Origin of the sequence: Sphingomonas sp. HMP9 (assembly GCF_013374115.1) — a bacterium.
Classification (GTDB): domain Bacteria; phylum Pseudomonadota; class Alphaproteobacteria; order Sphingomonadales; family Sphingomonadaceae; genus Sphingomonas.
Genome location: NZ_AP022673.1, coordinates 2,052,130 through 2,067,908, shown reverse-complemented (window position 1 = coordinate 2,067,908; position 15,779 = coordinate 2,052,130). Strand labels below are relative to the sequence as shown.

Genomic DNA, 15,779 nt, shown 5'->3' with positions numbered 1-15,779 from the left:
TCTTGCCGGAACCGGTCCGACTCGCCATGTTCACGCCATGCTGAACATCGTCTCGATCCTCATCGGCCTCGTCACCCTGGTGCTCGGCCTCGTTGCCTTCATTCCGCTGCTCGGCTGGATGAACTGGCTCGTCATCCCGATCGGGATCGTCGGCGCCGCCGTCGGCGCGCTTTCGTCGAGCAACGGCGGCCGCAACCTCAACATCGTCCTGATCATCATCTTCGCGATCCGCCTCAGCCTCGGCGGTGGCATCTTATGACGTAAAGAAGGGCCCGGCGTTTCGGCCGGGCCCGTCTGTAGACTGAAGATGCCGGCTCAACGGCAGCGCACGCTGCCCCGGTCGATCGATGAGCCGAGCACCGCGCCACCACCTGCACCGATCAGCGTACCGAGCAGCTGCGAACCGCCGCCTGCAATCACGTTGCCGAGCACGCCGCCAGCGAGCCCGCCGATGATCAGGCCCGTGGTCCCGTCGTTGCGGCGGCAATAATAGCGCCTGTTACCGCCACGATAGATCCGGTCGTTCCGGCCCAGGCGACGCTCCTGATAATAGCGCCCGTCGCGGTAGTAGCGGTCGGCGAAATAGCCGCGCTGGCCGCGCTCGTACCGGTTATAGTCATACCCCCGATATTGCTGCCAGTTGCCGTTCCGCCCATTGTCATGGCGGATGTCGCGAATATCGCCGCGGCGGTCCTGCCGCGCGTCACGGACCTCGTCACGGTAATCCCGGCGGGCATCACGCACATCGCGGCGGGAATCGGCATCGCGCACGTCCCGGCGATACTCGCGCCGTGCGTCGCGGACCTGATCGTTATATTCGCGATTGGCGCCCCGTACGGTCGACTGCGCGGTCGCGGGGATCGCGCCGAACGCCGTGGCGGCAAGGGCTGCCGATAGAAGGGCAATACGCATCGTCTCTCTCCCGATAATATGGAAAGAGAACGGCCAGCCGACGCGCGGGTTGCGTGAACCGCAAACTACCGCGCCGTCAGCCGGCCGACAGGTCGTTGCAATCAGGCGCTTTTACGCGGCGAGATTAGGCTCCAGCGTGATCTCGGCGTTGAGCACCTTCGACACCGGGCAGTTCGCCTTGGCGTCCGCGGCGATCGCCTCGAACTCGTCCTTCGAGATGCCGTCGATCTTCGCGTTCAGCGTCAGCGCCGACTTGGTGATCGTGAAGCCGTCGCCATCTTTGTCGAGCGTTACCTTCGCCGAGGTTTCCAGCGTACCCGCCTCATAGCCCTTGCCCGCGAGCGCGAAGCTCAGCGCCATCGTGAAGCAGCTCGCATGCGCCGCCGCGATCAGCTCCTCGGGGTTGGTGCCCGGCTCGTTCTCGAACCGCGTGTTGAACCCGTAGGGGCTATTGGACAGCACGCCCGACTGGGTCGAGACATGACCCTTGCCGCTCTTGCCGAGGCCTTCATACTTTGCCGAACCGCTGCGTGTGGTCATCGTGTGATCCTTCGTATGGACAAGAAAAAAGGCGCCGCGGTTCCCCGCGACGCCCGTCTTCAACGCATAACTGCCGCAATCAGCAGCCCGGCGTTTAGCGGCAGCGGCGATTATTGCCGTTGTTGCTCGTGCCCTTGTCGATCGCGCGACCGGCGAGACCGCCAAGGACCGCACCACCCAGCGTGCCAACCGTACGATCGCCGCGCGTATCGACCGTGCGGCCGAGGAGCGCGCCGCCGACGCCGCCGATGATCGTGCCGGTCGTGCCATTGCTCTTCTTGCAATAAACGCGGCCATCGCGACCACGCCATTCGCGACGATCGCGCGCGTCTGCGGCCGAGACGGGGATGAGAACGGTCGGCAGGACCATTGCGCCGAGGCCCATGGCCAGAATGAACTTACGCATGATGTAACTCCCTAGTGAATTGATCTGCTGGTGTAACGAGAAGACCCTAGGGCCGGTTGCATGAACCAAAAACAACGCCGCGTTCATCTTCGTTGCGGGTGACGCTGCACGACCGAGCGTTCGCTTCGGCCTATCCCGCCGTGGCGGCATTGGGCTGCTTTACGGCTGCGGTGCGCTTTACGGCCGGGAGCCTGCCGGTTACGCCGCGACGATGTTGCCCGTCCCGCTGCCCGTCGAGATCTTGCCCGTCGCCGCGCCCTGGTTCGATCTGGCGGGGCTTGCCGTGTTCGCCGCGTCGGGTGCGCTTGCCGCCGCCAAGCGCGGGCAGACGTTCGTGACGCTCGTGTTCTTCGGGCTCATCACCGGCGTCGGCGGCGGTACCGTGCGCGACCTGCTGATCGGCGCGCCGGTATTCTGGGTCCATGACGCGCGGGCGGCGAGCGTGTGCCTCGGCGTCGCGCTGCTGATCTGGGTAACGCCCGAGCGGTGGTGGAAGGACGAGGCGCTGGGCTGGTTCGACGCGGTCGGGCTTGCGGCGTACGCGGTCTACGGCGCAGCCAAGGCGCTCGGTTACGGCGTGCCGCCGGTTCCCGCGGCGCTGATGGGCGTGATGACCGCCTGCGTCGGCGGCATCATCCGCGACGTGCTGGCGGGCGAGCCGTCGATCCTGATGCGGCCGGAACTGTACGTGACGGCGGCGGCGCTGGCGGCAGCGAGTTATGTGGGGCTGGTGCTGCTCGGTGTACCGCTCGCCCTGGCAGCGGTGATCGCAGCGAGCGCGGGCTTCACGCTGCGCGCCGCCGCGATCCGCTTCCACCTCGCGCTGCCGGCCTATGGCGGGCGGCGCTAACGCATCCAGCGTACCGCGCTATGTTTCCCCGCGAAGGCGGGGATCCAGTCTGGGCTCCCGCCTTCGCAGGAGGACAAGGAGGGGCTGTCCCACCCCTGCTCATAGGCCTAATTTCAAAGCGTTGGTGCCACCGCCCAGCGCAAACCCCACCCCGGCGAAGGCCGGGGCCCAAGTAAGAGACGTCGCTGATGCGCGTCGCGCTCCGTTACGCCAGCCTTTCCCACTGGGCCCCGGCCTCCGCCGGGGTGGGGCCGCCCGAACAACGGCCGCTTAGCACGGATACCATTAGCCCTGCACCACGCCGACATCCGCAAACCGGCGCGGCGCGGATGACGCTCCCGCCCCCATCTGCGGAGGCGGTGGCGATCAGAACCCGATCCGCGCGAGCAACAGGTCGAGCAGTTTCGCATCGCCAAGTCCTGCGGTCGTCGGCCCCATCCCGCCGCATTCGAGGCAGCGCGCCTGGATCGAACCCGAGGTCGCCAGCCGCTTCATGTCGCCGACAGCGCGCGCGAGCATCTGCCGACGGTCCGCCGCGACGTGCGCGAACGCATCGCCACCACCCGCATCGTCGTCATCACCCGCGCCGCCGAAATCCTGCGCGATCGCCGCGAGGAAGCCCGGCTTCTTCTCCAGATACTCGGCATGCACCTTGGAGGGATTGAGGTTGGCGCGCTTGGCAGCCTCGTTGATCGCGTCCTGCAACGTCCCGAACCGGTCGACCAGCCCGATCTGCCGCGCGGTGCCGCCATCCCAGACGCGACCCTGGCCGATCTCGTCCACCCGCGCCGGTGTCATCTTCCGCGACGCAGCGACACGGCTCACGAACTGGCGATACCCGTTCTCGATCCCCGCCTGCGCGATCGCGTCGAACATCGGCGTGGTGCCGCCGGTGATGTCGGGCTGGCCCGACAGCGGCGTGGTCTTCACGCCGTCGCTGGTCACGCCGATCTTGGCGAGCGCGTTCTCGAACGTCGGGACGACGCCGAAGATACCGATCGAGCCGGTGATCGTGCCGGGTTCGGCGAAGATCACGTCGGCCGGCGTCGACACCCAATAGCCGCCGCTGGCCGCCAGCCCGCCCATCGAGACGACCACGGGCAGCTTCTGCCGCTTGGCCTCGAGGATCGCGAGCCGGATCTGCTCCGACGCCATCACCGATCCGCCCGGCGAATCGACGCGTACCACCAGCGCCTTCAGTGTCTTCTTGGCGAGTCCGTCGAGTACCGCCTTCTCGATCGTCTTGCCTGCCGCCTTGCCGGGCCCGCTCTCGCCATCGACGATCTCGCCGGCGATCGTCAGCACGCCGATCGCGTCGCCCGCGGTGGGGAGGGGGTTCGCCTTCACCCAGGCATCGTACTTGATCGCGTTGTAATTGCCCGCCGGCTTGGCGGCGTCGCTGTCGGCATATTCCGCCACGCGGCGCCCGAAACTGGTCCGGTCGCCGAGCTTGTCAACGATTCCGGCGCGCAGATTGGCTTCGGCGATATTGCCGTTCGCCGCCAGGATGAGCGTGTCGGGTGCGCTCATGAACTGCGCGATCTGCGCCTTGGGACGCGCCTTGGCGACGGCCTCGCGCCACTGCGCGAACAGCGTCCCGTATAGCGCGGTGCTGGCGGCGCGCGCATCGTCGCTCTGGTCGGCGCGTGTGTACGGCTCAACGAACGACTTGTAGCGGCCGACGCGGTAGACGTGCGCATTGACGCCGAGCTTGTCGATCAAGCCCTTGTAATAGAGCTGGTTTCCGCCCGGCCCCATGAAGATCGTGCCGCCCAGCGGGTTGACCCAGATCTCGCTCGCGTTCGCCGCCAGTCGGTAGCCGCCATCGGTGTACGCAGTCGCATAGGCCAGCACGGGCTTGCCGCTCGCGCGCACCCGGGCCAGCGCATCGCCGACTTCGCCCAGGGCCGCCGGATAGGCGCCGCCGAAGCTGTCGAGGTCGAGCACGACGACCTTCACGCGTGCATCGGTGCGTGCGGTATCGATCGCGCGAACCACGTCGCGCAGGCGAAACTGCCGCGTCCGGGTCTGGCCCGACAGCGCCGCAAATGCGGCCTGCTCTTCGGGTTGCTCGACGATCGAACCGTTGAGGTCGAGGACCAGCGCGCCGTCCTTGATTGCCGTCGTGCTCTGCCGCGCGTTGAGCGCCGCGAAGATCAACCCAAAGAACAACAGCATCGCGATCAGGACGAGCGCGTCCTTGATCGCGACCAGGAACTTCCAAACCCCGCGCACTAGCCGCCACTTCCGCCGCGGCGGGCGCGCGGGATCGGTGTAGGACGGGGCCGGGGAGGAGGCGTAGGACGGCGCGGCTGTATCGGTCATGGACGCAGCGCTAACGCATGCACGGGCGCAGGTAAATGGCCTGTGTTACGGGGCCAACACAGGGCGCTTTAAGAGGCAGCGACGATGGTCCAGTCGCAACCCAATCCCCCTTCCGCTTGCGGGAGGGGTTAGGGGAGGGGCGTGCCGCAGACGAGCCGTCCCGAAACCCCTCCCCCGACCCCTCCCGCAAGCGGAAGGGGAGCAGAAGTTAAAGCCCCTTTGGCCTCGTGCTCTCCTGCGAATGCAGGAGCCCAGGATCACAAGCGCTGGTCTCGGTACCCTGGGCTCCTGCGTTCGCAGGAGAACGGAGCGCCGTCTTCCAACCCCTTCGGCCACGATGCCCGAATACCACGCCCATCCGAAAATAATTCCGGGTCGGAACCTTTGACATGGGCGGGGTGCAGCCACATATGCGGTTCGTTGGCACTCGGGCTCCCTGAGTGCCAGAAATCTGTCACAATCCCAAAAGGACATGGACCCCATGAACTTTCGTCCGTTGCATGATCGCGTGCTGGTGAAGCGCCTCGAAGCCGAAGAGAAGACGGCTGGCGGCATCATCATCCCCGACACCGCCAAGGAAAAGCCGCAGGAAGGCGAAGTCGTCGCCATCGGCACCGGGACCCGCGCCGAGAACGGCACGATCACCCCGCTCGACGTCAAGGCCGGCGACAAGGTTCTGTTCGGCAAATGGTCGGGCACCGAGGTCAAGGTCGACGGTGAGGATCTCCTCATCATGAAGGAATCGGACATTCTCGGCATCGTCGGCTGACCCCGACGGGCTCGGTATCGTCGGCCCTTGCTGACGTGAACGGGCCGAGAAAGGCTGGCTGCGATATCCGCGCCAGCGTCTGCACTTCCTATACTTCACTTTTTTGAAAGGGCAGCTGACATGGCTTCCAAGGACGTAAAATTCGGTCGTGACGCGCGTGAGCGCATCCTCCGCGGCGTCGACATCCTCGCTGACGCAGTCAAGGTGACCTTGGGCCCCAAGGGCCGCAACGTCGTCATCGACAAGAGCTTCGGCGCACCGCGCATCACCAAGGACGGCGTCACCGTCGCCAAGGAGATCGAGCTCAAGGACAAGTTCGAGAACATGGGTGCGCAGATGTTGCGCGAAGTGGCCTCGAAGACCAACGACATCGCCGGTGACGGCACAACAACCGCGACGGTTCTGGCGCAGGCCATCGTCCGCGAGGGCATGAAGTCGGTCGCAGCGGGCATGAACCCGATGGATCTGAAGCGCGGCATCGATCTCGCCGTCGTCAAGGTCGTCGACGACGTGAAGGCACGTTCGAAGCCGGTTTCGGGTTCGAAGGAAGTGGCGCAGGTCGGCATCATCTCGGCAAACGGCGACGTCGAAGTCGGCGAGAAGATCGCCGAAGCGATGGAGAAGGTCGGCAAGGAAGGCGTCATCACCGTCGAGGAGGCCAAGGGTCTCGAATTCGAGCTCGACGTCGTCGAAGGCATGCAGTTCGACCGCGGCTACCTGTCGCCGTACTTCATCACCAACCCCGAGAAGATGACCGTCGAGCTTCAGGATCCCTACATCCTGATCCACGAGAAGAAGCTGTCGAACCTGCAGGCGATGCTCCCGATCCTGGAAGCCGTCGTCCAGTCGGGTCGTCCGCTCCTGATCATCGCCGAGGACATCGAGGGTGAGGCACTCGCCACGCTCGTCGTCAACAAGCTGCGCGGCGGCCTGAAGGTCGCAGCGGTCAAGGCACCGGGCTTCGGCGATCGTCGCAAGGCGATGCTCGAGGACATCGCGATCCTGACCAAGGGCGAGATGATCTCGGAAGACCTCGGCATCAAGCTCGAGACCGTCACGCTCGGCATGCTCGGCACCGCCAAGCGCGTCACGATCGACAAGGACAACACCGTCATCGTTGATGGTGCTGGCGATCACGAGACGATCAAGGGCCGCACCGAAGCGATCCGTCAGCAGATCGAGAACACCACGTCGGATTACGACAAGGAGAAGCTCCAGGAGCGTCTCGCGAAGCTGGCCGGCGGCGTTGCCGTCATCAAGGTCGGCGGGTCGTCGGAAGTCGAAGTCAAGGAGCGCAAGGACCGCGTTGACGACGCACTGCACGCAACCCGCGCAGCCGTCGAAGAGGGCATTGTCCCCGGTGGTGGTACGGCGCTGCTGTACGCGACCAAGGCTCTCGACGGCCTGACCGGTGCGAACGAGGACCAGACGCGCGGTATCGACATCGTCCGCAAGTCGCTGACCGCTCTGGTTCGCCAGATCGCGCAGAATGCGGGTCATGACGGTGCGGTTGTTTCGGGCAAGCTGCTCGACGGCAACAACTCGAACATCGGCTTCAACGCCGCGACCGACACCTACGAGAACCTGGTGGAAGCCGGCGTGATCGATCCGACCAAGGTCGTCCGCACCGCGCTGCAGAACGCAGCATCGGTCGCAGGCCTCCTGATCACGACCGAAGCGGCCGTGAGCGAAATGGCCGAAGACAAGCCTGCCATGCCCATGGGCGGCGGCGGCATGGGCGGCATGGGCGGCATGGACTTCTGATTTCGGACGGGGGGAGCGACGCTCCTCCCGACACGAAATCAGAACGGCCGGCGGGCTGGCGGCGAAGCCACCAGTCCCGACCGACGAAAAGGGCCGGCTTTGCCGGTCCTCCGTTCCGAACAGACGACCAAGGCAAAGGGCCGGGGAGCAATCCCCGGCTCTTTGTTTGTCCGCCGACAAGTGGTAAAACACATCCATGCGGCACGATCCCCTCTACAAGAAGATCACGGTCGACGAGTTCCTCGCCATCGACTTCGGCAGCGACCGCAAGTTCGAGTTGGTCGACGGCGTCATTCGCATGATGACCGGCGGCATTCCTGCGCATTCCCGGGTGGCCAGCAATATTCTCGCATTCCTCCACGGAAAGCTCCGCGGCACGGGCTGCCGCGCTTACAACTCCGACATGGCCGTCTGCGTCACCGACACCGACCTGCGTTATCCCGACGTCAGCGTCTTCTGCGGCAACCCCGCGACTCGCGAGCGCGAGGAGCAACGCGTATTTGTCGATCCGAAAGTGATTTTCGAAGTCCTTTCCGGCTCGACCGCGAAGATAGACCAAGGCCGCAAGCTCGCCGAGTATCGCGAACTCGCGTCCGTCGACACGATCGTTTTCGCCGACCCCGAGAACGAGCTGACTCGCGTCGTCCAGCGCATGGGGCCGGCGACATGGCGAGACGACATGTTCGCGCAACCGCACGACGTTGCACTGCCCCCCTTGAACTTGACCATTCCCCATGCCGAAATCTTCGCCCGGGACTAGCCCCGCGACTTGGCCGCCTCCGCGTCCTTCGCACTCTGATCGCGTGCACGCCAAACCATCGCTGCGATCCGGCGCAGATCGAATCCGTGATACGCTTCACCGCTAGCCTCGCACCCTAGCGGCACTCGTCGCACCCTCCCAATCGTATGAAAATCGCAAGCAACGCGCCGGCTGGGCAGCAGGACTTCCTTCCAATCCAATGGTTTGTAATTCAGTTCGCTTGCAGCCTACGCAAAGGGTGCAACGGTCCCAGGTTCTCGCTACCATCGCGCCATGACCGCAGGACGCATCGATCAGTTGACCGAAGCCCAGCGGGCCTGTCTCCGGCTGGTACTGACCCATCACAACTCGAAGGAGATCGCGCAGATCGTCGGCGTATCGCCGTCCGCGATCGACAAGCGGATCGAGCGTGCGATCCAGATCCTGGGCGTCGGCACGCGCTTCGAGGCGGCGCGCCGATTGCAGGACCACGAACGCCGCGCGGCCGACGACACCGTGCTCGTCCGGGACCAATTTCCGCCGAACCCCGGCGACGTGATCGAGCCGGTGTTGCCCGCCGAGCAGGCGCCCGCATACGAACGGCTACCATCCGAACCACTCGACGTTCCCCCCGCCCCGGCAAAGTCGGACAGCAGCGATCAGATCGAGCCGTGGGGGTTTGTTCGCCGCTTCCTCGGGGTATCCCGTGGCAGCGGATCGACGGGGGTGGCGCGCAATCGGTTTTCGATCGGCGACAGAATAGTTCGACTGCTCGCACTCATGGGACTGATCGCCGTCACGTCGATGGCGATCGTCAACATGGCGATGACGTTGACCACGCTGTTACGATCGAACCGAGAGCAGAGCGCTCCCGTACACGGCACCGCAACGTCGGTGCCCAGGGGAGGAATTTCGATGTTGAGAGAACGCCGCCGCGCTGCCGACAGGGTGGCCAATGACTTTCTCGAGGCGGAGGCCGCGGTCGACAAGGCGGCGATGCTCACTGCCTCGTGCATGGCGACGCTGATGCAGCAACGCGTGGCGGCGAACCTGCCGCTCCGCACCGGCGCTGCCGCGTTGCAGATGGTATCGCAGGCGTCGGTAGAGATGGTTGCCGTCCGGCAGCGTTTCATCGAGGCGCACCGCGCACTGGTCGACGTCCGTACCGAGATCGGCCTCGGCCAGTTCTACGGGTACGGCGACGTGGCGGAATGTCCGCCGAACGAGGGCGCGCTGCGGCTTGCGGGCGACTTCGACGCGCCGGTCCACTTGGCAGCGGTCGCCTGAACGACCGATGACGGTCCTGCGGAGGTAAGAGTTGGATCGGGTCTGGGTGTTCTATGCAATACAGTTGACCGCGTCCGGCTATGCGCTCCTGCGGGGCGGGGCACCGGAACGGTTGACGGGCCTGGCCCTGTTGCTGGCGGCGCTCTCCACCAGCGTCATCGAGCGCGATATCCCGGTGCTGTTCGCCGGGATGGAGGTCGGGGTCATGCTCATCGACCTGATCCTGCTCGGCGTGATGATCGTGATAACGTTGCACGCGGATCGCTTCTGGCCGGCCTGGGTCACCGCACTCCACGCGTTGGGGACGGGGGCGCATCTGGCCAAGGCGATCAGCCCCGATGTCATCCGACTCGTCTACGCCGTCCTCTCTGCCGTCTGGAGCTATCCCATCGTTCTGCTTCTCGTGATCGGGACAGTCAGGCATTCGCGTCGGATCCAGGCCCAGGGCTGGGATCTCGACTGGAGTCGCCAGGACCACACGATCCGATAAGCGAATTCGGAAGACGTTTATGACTTATGCACTTGTTGCGGCGCCGATCACCATCGCCAAGCGCGCGACGCCGTTCGCCGTATCGGACGCCGCACTGGTCGATATGGCCCGACGGCTATACGAACTCCGAAAGGCACGGGACGCCATGCTCGGCGAGGCCCTGTTCTCGGAGCCTGCCTGGGATATCCTGCTGGATCTGTTCATCTCGGAACACGAACAGCGGCGACTGAGCGTCTCGGCGGTCTGCATCGGAGCCCGTGCGCCATCGGCCACGGCGCTCCGCTATCTCGCAATGTTGCAGGACGCCGATCTCGTCGAACGCATTCGCGACGCTCGCGATGGCCGCCGTTCTCACGTTCAACTGACGCCGCTCGGTCGTCTGCGGATGGCAAATCTGCTTGGGCGCCTGTCGGGGGATTAGGCTCACAGCGGCAAGACGCCGCATGATGCGCAGGTAACGGTAAGTCCGGTTCATTCGGTCGTTTTGGACTGCGGATTCGACTCACTATTTAGCAGGACGCACATCGCTGCGGTGCCGACATTGCTCTGACCACATCGCAGTCCTCGAGACGGGACTCTCAACGCCGAGGGTAGGCTAGTCCGCCTCAATGAGGCATGGCGTCGGCGTCTAACGAGGTGAGCGAGCAGATGGACGACCGAGCGACGATGCCGCGTATTGCGGGCCCCGAGGATCATGTCGTGGTGGTCGGCGGCGGGTTTTCCGGTGCGCTGTTCGCGGTCAATCTGATCCGGCATGACGGCCCGCGCGTGACGCTGATCGAGCGACGCGACCGGCAGCTCGCGCGCGGTGTCGCGTATAGCGCGGCGCATCCCGATCACCTGCTCAACGTCCGCGCGGGGAACATGAGTGCGCTGCCCGACGATCCCGATCACTTTGTCCGCTGGCTGGACGCGCACGCCAAGGGCGACCGCAAGACCTTCGTCCCGCGCACCACCTATGGCGCGTATCTCCGCGAACTGCTCGATACGGCGATCGCGGAGTCGGACGGACGGCTGGTGCATGTCGAGGGCGAGGTCTGCGCTATCGATCCGGTCGGAGAAGACGGCGTGAAGCTCACGATGGCGGACGGGCGCAAGATCGCCGCCGACACCGCGGTCCTCGCGCTCGGCAACCTGCCACCCCACACGCCGCCGGGCCTGAAGCCGGACGTGCTGCCGGCTGGTGTATATTACGCGGACCCTTGGGCGGCCAATCTGGCTGAAGGGTTGGACGCGGAGGATAGTGTCGTGCTGGTCGGCACCGGGCTGACCGCGATCGACGCGGCGTTGCTGCTCGATGCGCAGGGGTTCGCGGGACGCATACTTGCCATGTCCCGACGCGGGCTCTCGCCGCGGCGGCACGTTGACGGTGCGCCTGCGCACCGCGGTGTCTCGGATAAGCCGCAGGGTGTACTGACCGACCTCGTCCGCCACGTTCGCGCAAGGGCCCAGGTCGAAGGCTGGCGGTGCGCGGTGGACGAGCTTCGGCCGGTCACGCAGATGCTGTGGTCGGCCGCGTCGCAGGAGGTGCGCGGGCGCTTCCTTCGTCATTTGCGGCCCTATTGGGACGTGCACCGCCACCGCCTTGCGCCTGCCGTCGCCGACCGGGTGGAGGCGCTCGTCGCGACCGGACGGCTGACCTTCGCTGCAGGGAAGATCGTCTCCGCCGAAGCCGACGGGACGCAGGCAAAGCTGACATGGCGCCCACGTAGCGAGACCGTCCCCGTCGTCACGCGCGCCGCGCGGATCGTCAATTGCACCGGGCCGCAGGGCGATCTGCTGCGCTCCGAGGAGCCGCTCGTGAAGCATCTGCTTGCGGCAGGGGCGATCCGGCCCGATCCGTTGCGGCTCGGCGTCGACGTCGATGCGCAGTCGCGTGCCATTCGCGCCGACGGCACGCCTGACGACCGCATTCATTGCATCGGCCCGATGACCCGCGGCGGGCTGTGGGAGGTCGTCGCGGTGCCCGACATCCGGGTCCAGAGCTGGGATCTCGCGCGGCGCCTGTCGAACGCGCAATGGGTCGGCGGCGAGGGGCTTTGATCGCGATCCGGCGTTTCTTCGCGGGCGATGCGGCGGGTGCGATCGTGCTGCTCGCCGCGACAATCGCCGCGCTGATCGTCGCCAACTCGCCGCTCGCGCGAACCTATGTCGCGGCGCTGCACCAAGTGGTCGGCGGAATGAGCGTCGAGCATTGGATCAACGACGGCGCGATGGCGCTGTTCTATACCGGCCATATCGCGCTGCTGCCGTTGCTCGCAGCGGGTGCAGGGCTTGGCGTGCTCGTCATCCTGAACCTGTCGGGGGTGCATGCGACGCTGGCGGGCGTCGCGGTCGCGCTGACGATCCCGCTGCGGACGGGCGGTAGCCAGCCGCCGCTCAAACGGCTCGAACATGCCCTCCAGCCCTGGTCGAGTTTCCTGATCGTGCCGGCGTTCGGGTTCGCCAATGCGGGCATCGCGTTCGGCGGGATGGCGGCGGCGGACGTAATCGCGCCGCTGCCGGTCGGGATCATGCTCGGGCTGTTCCTCGGCAAGCAGATCGGCATCTTCGCGACGATCCGCGGACTCGTGACGCTCCGGCTGGCCGTGGCGCCCAAGGACGCGAGCTGGGCCCAGGTGTACGGCATGGCGGTGCTGTGCGGGATCGGCTTCACGATGAGCCTGTTCATCGGCGGGCTGGCGTTTGCCGGCGCGCCGCACGCGATGGATTCAGTGAAGATCGGCGTGTTCGCGGGGTCGATCCTGTCGGGTATCGCGGGGTGGATACTCCTGCGTCGCCGCGCGCGATAATTTCGACAATACTACGCGAAACATACGCGCGACGCGGGCAATCGATCTCGAATTGCTACGTCGCCAAGGCCTAATTGCCAGTCCTCGCGGTGCGCCAGTCTTTCGGCCGCCCGCGCATGGGGATAGCAATGCACAGTCTTCGTTTCGCCGCCGCCGCCGCCGGTTTGTTGACCGGTCTCGCCACGCCCGCCTTCGCGCAGGACACGGCGCCGCCTTCGCCCGTAACCGTCAGCGGTTCCGTCACGCTCGCGACCGACTATCGCCTGCGCGGCGTGTCGCAGTCGGACAAGGACGGCGCGATCCAGGGCGGCCTGACGATCGCGCACGACAGCGGCTTCTATGTCGGCGCCTGGGGCTCCAACCTGGCGGGCTGGGGGACGTTCGGCGGCTCGAACATGGAGCTCGACCTGATCGGCGGCTACAAGCACACGCTGGCCGACAACGCGACGCTTGACGTCGGGCTGACCTGGTACATGTATCCCGGCGGCGCGTCGAAGACCGACTATGCCGAACCCTATGTGAAGCTGAGCGGCACGACCGGCCCGGCGACGCTGACCGCGAGCGCCTTGTATGCGCCCAAGCAGCAGGCACTCGGCAAATGGTATCGCACCGGCGCCGATGCCGCCGCGGGAATTTACACGAACCCCGGCGCCAAGGCGGACAACCTGTACCTCACCGGTGACGGCGCGTTTGCGATTCCCGGCACGCCGCTGACCGCCAAGGCGCATATCGGCCATAGCTGGGGCAATGACGGCCTCGGCCCCAACGCGACCAGCGTGACGCCGACCGGCGATTACTGGGACTGGTCGCTCGGTGCGGACGCCACGTATCGAAACCTGACCTTCAACGTCAGCTATGTCGACACCGACATCACCCGCCGCAGCGCCGCCTATCTCCAGCCGAGCTTCAGCCGCGGGCAGGACGGCACCGGATCGATCGCCGACGGCACGATCGTCGCCTCCCTTACCGCCGCGTTCTGAAAGGACCCGAGCCATGCAGGACCTACTCTGGATCGCGATCATGATCGGGCTGGTGGCGGCGACGCTCGCCTATGTCCGCCTGTGCGACAACGCGTGAGGACGACGCCATGACCCTCGACCTCTGGCTCGCCGCGATCGTCGCGCTCGGGCTGCTTTTCTATCTCGTGGCGGTGCTGATCCGCCCCGAACGCTTTTAGGAGCGCACGTCCATGACACTCGAAGGATGGATCCTGATCCTCGGCTTCGTCGGCATATTGCTGGCGTTGACCAAACCCGTCGGCCTGTGGCTGTTCGCGCTCTACGAAGGCCGACGCACGCCGATCCACGCGGTGCTCGGCCCGGTCGAGACCGGCTTCTACAAGCTTGCCGGCATCGACCCGAAGCAAGAGCAGGGCTGGCGTCGCTACGCGCTGCACATGCTGCTCTTCAACGCGACGTTGATGGCGCTGACCTATGCGGTGCTGCGCCTGCAAGGCGTGTTGCCGGCGAATCCCCAAGGCCTCGTGGGGCTCAGCCCCCACCTCGCGTTCAACACTGCGATTAGCTTCACGACGAACACCAACTGGCAGAGCTATGGTGGCGAATCCACCATGTCGAACTTCAGCCAGATGTTCGGCCTGGCGATCCACAACTTCCTGTCGGCGGCGACCGGCATCGCGCTGGCGTTCGCGCTGTTCCGCGGCTTTGCGCGGCGGTCCGCCGCGACGATCGGCAATTTCTGGGCCGACGTGACGCGCGTCGCGCTGTACCTGCTGCTGCCGCTCTGCATCGTGCTCACGCTCGTCTACATCGCCAGCGGCGTGCCGCAGACGCTCGCGGGCGTCGTCGACATCCAGACGCTGGAGGGCGCGAAGCAGTCGCTGCTGCTCGGCCCGGTCGCCAGCCAGGAGGCGATCAAGATGCTCGGCACCAATGGTGGCGGCTTCTTCAACGCGAACTCGGCGCATCCGTTCGAGAACCCGACCGCGCTCGCCAACCTCATCCAGATGCTGTCGATCTTCGTCATCGGTTTCGGCCTGACCTGGACGTTCGGTAAGGCGGTCGGCAACACGCGCCAGGGCTGGGCGATCCTGTCGGCGATGCTGATCCTGTTCCTCGCAAGTGTCACCGTGACCTATGCGCAGGAAGCCGCGGGCAACCCGATCCTCCACCAGATCGGCGTCGCTGGCGGGAACATGGAAGGCAAGGAGGTCCGCTTTGGGATCGCCGCGTCCGCGCTGTTCTCGGTCGTCACGACGGCGGCATCGTGTGGTGCGGTCAACGCGATGCACGACAGCTTCACCGCGCTCGGCGGCATGATCCCGCTGCTCAACATCCAGCTCGGCGAGGTCGTCATCGGCGGTGTCGGTGCCGGCATCTACGGCTTCCTGCTGTTCGCCATCCTCGCGGTGTTCGTCGCAGGCCTGATGGTCGGCCGCACGCCCGAATATGTCGGCAAGAAGATCGAAGCCCGAGAAGTGAAGCTGGCGGTGCTGGCGATCGCGATCCTGCCGCTCGTCATCCTCGGCTTCACGGCGCTCAGCGCGGTGCTGCCCGACGGGTTGGCGGGGCCGCTGAACAAGGGGCCGCACGGGTTCACCGAGATCCTCTACGCCTTCACCAGCGGCGTCGGGAACAACGGTTCGGCGTTCGCCGGCCTGACCGCCGCGACACCCTATTACGACGGGTTGCTGGGGGTCGCGATGTGGCTCGGGCGCTTCTTCATCATCGTGCCGATGCTCGCCATCGCCGGGTCGCTCGCCGCCAAGAAGCACACGCCGGAAAGCACAGGCTCGTTCCCGACAACGGGCGCGCTGTGGGTCGGCCTGCTGGTCGGGATCATCCTCATCGTCGGTGGCCTGACCTTCCTGCCGAGCCTCGCGCTCGGTCCCATCGCCGATCATCTCGCGATGATCAGCGGCAAAACCTTCTGACGGGACAAGCCA

The 15,779-nt window shown here is 65.8% G+C and carries 17 protein-coding genes; 13 read left to right on the top strand and 4 right to left on the bottom strand.

The features are described from left to right. Positions 1-37: 37 nt before the first annotated feature. On the top strand, positions 38-259 hold the full coding sequence (locus tag HMP09_RS09115) for a hypothetical protein (RefSeq protein ID WP_176500095.1): 222 nt from the start codon (positions 38-40) through the stop codon (positions 257-259). Between the two features lie 56 nt (positions 260-315). Here the strand turns inward: HMP09_RS09115 and HMP09_RS09110 are convergent, their stop codons facing one another. The 3 genes from HMP09_RS09110 to HMP09_RS09100 all read right to left on the bottom strand — a co-directional run bounded on the left by HMP09_RS09110 (position 316) and on the right by HMP09_RS09100 (position 1,858). Next, a complete protein-coding gene (locus tag HMP09_RS09110) occupies positions 316-912 on the bottom strand; it encodes a glycine zipper 2TM domain-containing protein (protein WP_176500094.1) in 597 nt (198 codons plus the stop codon). Between the two features lie 111 nt (positions 913-1,023). Then, on the bottom strand, positions 1,024-1,452 hold the full coding sequence (locus tag HMP09_RS09105) for an OsmC family protein (RefSeq protein ID WP_176500093.1): 429 nt from the start codon (positions 1,450-1,452) through the stop codon (positions 1,024-1,026). A 94-nt stretch (positions 1,453-1,546) separates the two neighbouring features. Next, on the bottom strand, positions 1,547-1,858 hold the full coding sequence (locus HMP09_RS09100) for a glycine zipper 2TM domain-containing protein (protein ID WP_176500092.1): 312 nt from the start codon (positions 1,856-1,858) through the stop codon (positions 1,547-1,549). A 211-nt stretch (positions 1,859-2,069) separates the two neighbouring features. Here HMP09_RS09100 and HMP09_RS09095 point away from each other — a divergent pair, with 211 nt between their 5' ends. Next, positions 2,070-2,708 carry a trimeric intracellular cation channel family protein gene (locus HMP09_RS09095; protein ID WP_056066054.1) on the top strand — a complete coding sequence of 213 codons (639 nt, stop codon included), beginning with the start codon at positions 2,070-2,072 and terminating at the stop codon, positions 2,706-2,708. Positions 2,709-3,074: 366 nt separating this feature from the next. On the opposite strand, the gene sppA is transcribed toward HMP09_RS09095, so the two are convergent. Next, on the bottom strand, positions 3,075-5,033 hold the full coding sequence (sppA, locus tag HMP09_RS09090) for a signal peptide peptidase SppA (protein WP_176500091.1): 1,959 nt from the start codon (positions 5,031-5,033) through the stop codon (positions 3,075-3,077). Between the two features lie 481 nt (positions 5,034-5,514). Here sppA and groES point away from each other — a divergent pair, with 481 nt between their 5' ends. From groES to kdpA, 11 genes are all read left to right on the top strand, one after another. Next, positions 5,515-5,802 (top strand): co-chaperone GroES, encoded by a 288-nt coding sequence (gene groES, locus HMP09_RS09085; protein WP_176500090.1) that lies wholly within the window; start codon positions 5,515-5,517, stop codon positions 5,800-5,802. Positions 5,803-5,922: 120 nt separating this feature from the next. Continuing rightward, positions 5,923-7,566 carry a chaperonin GroEL gene (groL, locus tag HMP09_RS09080; protein ID WP_176500089.1) on the top strand — a complete coding sequence of 548 codons (1,644 nt, stop codon included), beginning with the start codon at positions 5,923-5,925 and terminating at the stop codon, positions 7,564-7,566. Positions 7,567-7,762: 196 nt separating this feature from the next. Next, on the top strand, positions 7,763-8,326 hold the full coding sequence (locus tag HMP09_RS09075) for a Uma2 family endonuclease (protein WP_176500088.1): 564 nt from the start codon (positions 7,763-7,765) through the stop codon (positions 8,324-8,326). Positions 8,327-8,599: 273 nt separating this feature from the next. Beyond that, positions 8,600-9,592, top strand: coding sequence for a sigma factor-like helix-turn-helix DNA-binding protein (locus tag HMP09_RS09070; protein ID WP_176500087.1), 993 nt, complete (start codon positions 8,600-8,602; stop codon positions 9,590-9,592). Between the two features lie 64 nt (positions 9,593-9,656). Further along, positions 9,657-10,082 carry a hypothetical protein gene (locus HMP09_RS09065; RefSeq protein WP_176500086.1) on the top strand — a complete coding sequence of 142 codons (426 nt, stop codon included), beginning with the start codon at positions 9,657-9,659 and terminating at the stop codon, positions 10,080-10,082. A 19-nt stretch (positions 10,083-10,101) separates the two neighbouring features. Continuing rightward, complete coding sequence (locus tag HMP09_RS09060) at positions 10,102-10,503, top strand: winged helix DNA-binding protein (RefSeq protein WP_176500085.1); 402 nt, start codon at positions 10,102-10,104, stop codon at positions 10,501-10,503. Positions 10,504-10,748: 245 nt separating this feature from the next. Further along, entirely contained in the window at positions 10,749-12,125 is a 1,377-nt protein-coding gene (locus HMP09_RS09055) for an FAD/NAD(P)-binding protein (RefSeq protein WP_232090157.1), read from the top strand. After that, positions 12,101-12,874: a Na+/H+ antiporter NhaA gene (locus HMP09_RS09050; RefSeq protein WP_176500084.1), complete on the top strand. Its 774-nt coding sequence runs from the start codon at positions 12,101-12,103 to the stop codon at positions 12,872-12,874. The genes HMP09_RS09055 and HMP09_RS09050 overlap by 25 nt, the downstream gene beginning before the upstream one ends. A 128-nt stretch (positions 12,875-13,002) precedes the next feature. After that, positions 13,003-13,854 carry a TorF family putative porin gene (locus HMP09_RS09045; protein ID WP_176500083.1) on the top strand — a complete coding sequence of 284 codons (852 nt, stop codon included), beginning with the start codon at positions 13,003-13,005 and terminating at the stop codon, positions 13,852-13,854. A gap of 107 nt (positions 13,855-13,961) precedes the next feature. Continuing rightward, positions 13,962-14,051 carry a K(+)-transporting ATPase subunit F gene (kdpF, locus tag HMP09_RS09040; protein WP_055875324.1) on the top strand — a complete coding sequence of 30 codons (90 nt, stop codon included), beginning with the start codon at positions 13,962-13,964 and terminating at the stop codon, positions 14,049-14,051. Between the two features lie 12 nt (positions 14,052-14,063). Next, on the top strand, positions 14,064-15,767 hold the full coding sequence (gene kdpA / locus HMP09_RS09035; RefSeq protein WP_176500082.1) for a potassium-transporting ATPase subunit KdpA: 1,704 nt from the start codon (positions 14,064-14,066) through the stop codon (positions 15,765-15,767). The last annotated feature ends 12 nt before the right edge of the window (positions 15,768-15,779 follow it).

What these genes read in the sequence shown, in the direction of transcription:
- HMP09_RS09070 (WP_176500087.1), top strand. Translation starts at nt 8,600, where the DNA reads ATGACCGCAGGACGCATCGATCAGTTGACCGAAGCCCAGCGGGCCTGT.
- groES (WP_176500090.1), top strand. Translation starts at nt 5,515, where the DNA reads ATGAACTTTCGTCCGTTGCATGATCGCGTGCTGGTGAAGCGCCTCGAA.
- sppA (WP_176500091.1), bottom strand. Translation starts at nt 5,033, where the DNA reads ATGACCGATACAGCCGCGCCGTCCTACGCCTCCTCCCCGGCCCCGTCC.
- HMP09_RS09100 (WP_176500092.1), bottom strand. Translation starts at nt 1,858, where the DNA reads ATGCGTAAGTTCATTCTGGCCATGGGCCTCGGCGCAATGGTCCTGCCG.
- HMP09_RS09110 (WP_176500094.1), bottom strand. Translation starts at nt 912, where the DNA reads ATGCGTATTGCCCTTCTATCGGCAGCCCTTGCCGCCACGGCGTTCGGC.
- HMP09_RS09045 (WP_176500083.1), top strand. Translation starts at nt 13,003, where the DNA reads ATGCACAGTCTTCGTTTCGCCGCCGCCGCCGCCGGTTTGTTGACCGGT.
- groL (WP_176500089.1), top strand. Translation starts at nt 5,923, where the DNA reads ATGGCTTCCAAGGACGTAAAATTCGGTCGTGACGCGCGTGAGCGCATC.
- kdpF (WP_055875324.1), top strand. Translation starts at nt 13,962, where the DNA reads ATGACCCTCGACCTCTGGCTCGCCGCGATCGTCGCGCTCGGGCTGCTT.
- HMP09_RS09075 (WP_176500088.1), top strand. Translation starts at nt 7,763, where the DNA reads ATGCGGCACGATCCCCTCTACAAGAAGATCACGGTCGACGAGTTCCTC.
- HMP09_RS09095 (WP_056066054.1), top strand. Translation starts at nt 2,070, where the DNA reads ATGTTGCCCGTCCCGCTGCCCGTCGAGATCTTGCCCGTCGCCGCGCCC.
- HMP09_RS09060 (WP_176500085.1), top strand. Translation starts at nt 10,102, where the DNA reads ATGACTTATGCACTTGTTGCGGCGCCGATCACCATCGCCAAGCGCGCG.
- HMP09_RS09115 (WP_176500095.1), top strand. Translation starts at nt 38, where the DNA reads ATGCTGAACATCGTCTCGATCCTCATCGGCCTCGTCACCCTGGTGCTC.
- HMP09_RS09050 (WP_176500084.1), top strand. Translation starts at nt 12,101, where the DNA reads ATGGGTCGGCGGCGAGGGGCTTTGATCGCGATCCGGCGTTTCTTCGCG.
- HMP09_RS09105 (WP_176500093.1), bottom strand. Translation starts at nt 1,452, where the DNA reads ATGACCACACGCAGCGGTTCGGCAAAGTATGAAGGCCTCGGCAAGAGC.
- kdpA (WP_176500082.1), top strand. Translation starts at nt 14,064, where the DNA reads ATGACACTCGAAGGATGGATCCTGATCCTCGGCTTCGTCGGCATATTG.
- HMP09_RS09055 (WP_232090157.1), top strand. Translation starts at nt 10,749, where the DNA reads ATGCCGCGTATTGCGGGCCCCGAGGATCATGTCGTGGTGGTCGGCGGC.